The sequence below is a fragment of the Syntrophomonas zehnderi OL-4 genome (assembly GCF_000983115.1).
In the GTDB taxonomy this organism is placed as follows: domain Bacteria; phylum Bacillota; class Syntrophomonadia; order Syntrophomonadales; family Syntrophomonadaceae; genus Syntrophomonas_B; species Syntrophomonas_B zehnderi.
The window spans coordinates 122,042-123,038 of record NZ_CGIH01000032.1 but is presented as its reverse complement, the minus strand read 5'-3'; the positions used below and the strand labels follow the sequence as shown (position 1 = coordinate 123,038).

Here is a 997-nt window from a genome sequence, read left to right as displayed (position 1 = left end):
AGCATCCGCATTCAGGCCAAACTAACAGCCCTGGCGGTAAACTTAAAGCGGATAGCCAAACTGGTATCCGCTTCAAAAGGGTTATCTTCGTTTATTTTGAGGTTTTTATTCTGTCGGTTACAGATTAACCTACCTGATGGGCTGTGGGTAGCCGCCAGGGCGGCTTAAAAGGGTTACTTTTTCAGTGGTCTCGAACCGTCCCCTTGACAACCTTAGATGTGCAGGAATCTGTAATGTGAATGTTGCCTGCGTGATTGGAGGTGCTGCCGCTGATTGTGGTAGTAACTGTGTCAGTTGGGGATATTGTCCTTAAATAACTAAATAATAGGCTCCCACCAATATAATATCAGTAATATTGGAGGCTCGGGATTTATGTCAAATGAATTGTTGTTTCATCTGATTAGCTTGGCTATTATTGCAATAGTAACCATTTTACCTGCTTTTTATATCTTGGAGAAACGCAAAAACAAAAATCATTCTTTCATTATCAAGAATCGTAGGGATACTTTTAAACCATGGATTATGTTAAGTTCGATTTATATAGGCTTTATAGTTGAGAACAATAAATCAGTCATTGCCGGAATTCTTATAGGATTGGCTTGGTTTATTCTATTCAGTATTCTAATATATTGGCCCTTATTTTTTAAGCAACCCCAAGGTGAAGGATACGATGGATGGATATCAAAGTATATTAAGTGGTTGGAATACCCTAACAATAATTAATTTAGGAGGAGGAAAAAAGTGTCAAGAGAACCGTCCCCTTGACAACAGAAAAAAATAATTCCTGGCAACGTCCTACTCTCCCACAGAATCTGCAGTACCATCGGCGCAGGAGAGCTTAACTGCCGTGTTCGGGATGGGAACGGGTGTGGCCTCTCCGCCATTGTCACCAGGAAATCATATTTCTTTATTTACTTCATTCAATGGCGGATACCGCCATTGCAACGCTGCCAGTTTGGCAGCTAGTGTCGCAAAATAGAAGCCCGCAGGGCTGACT

1 protein-coding gene, 1 rRNA gene and 1 pseudogene are annotated in these 997 nt (G+C 41.4%); 2 read left to right on the top strand and 1 reads right to left on the bottom strand.

Annotated features, from left to right (window positions below; genetic code table 11):
* Both AAV90_RS14930 and AAV90_RS10160 read left to right on the top strand, forming a co-directional pair.
* Positions 1-168: pseudogene (locus AAV90_RS14930) on the top strand (IS5/IS1182 family transposase); the annotation flags it as partial.
* Positions 169-372: 204 nt separating this feature from the next.
* On the top strand, positions 373-723 hold the full coding sequence (locus tag AAV90_RS10160) for a hypothetical protein (protein ID WP_046498545.1): 351 nt from the start codon (positions 373-375) through the stop codon (positions 721-723).
* Positions 724-782: 59 nt separating this feature from the next.
* Here the strand turns inward: AAV90_RS10160 and rrf are convergent.
* Positions 783-894, bottom strand: a 5S ribosomal RNA gene (gene rrf, locus AAV90_RS10155).
* Positions 895-997 lie beyond the last annotated feature (103 nt).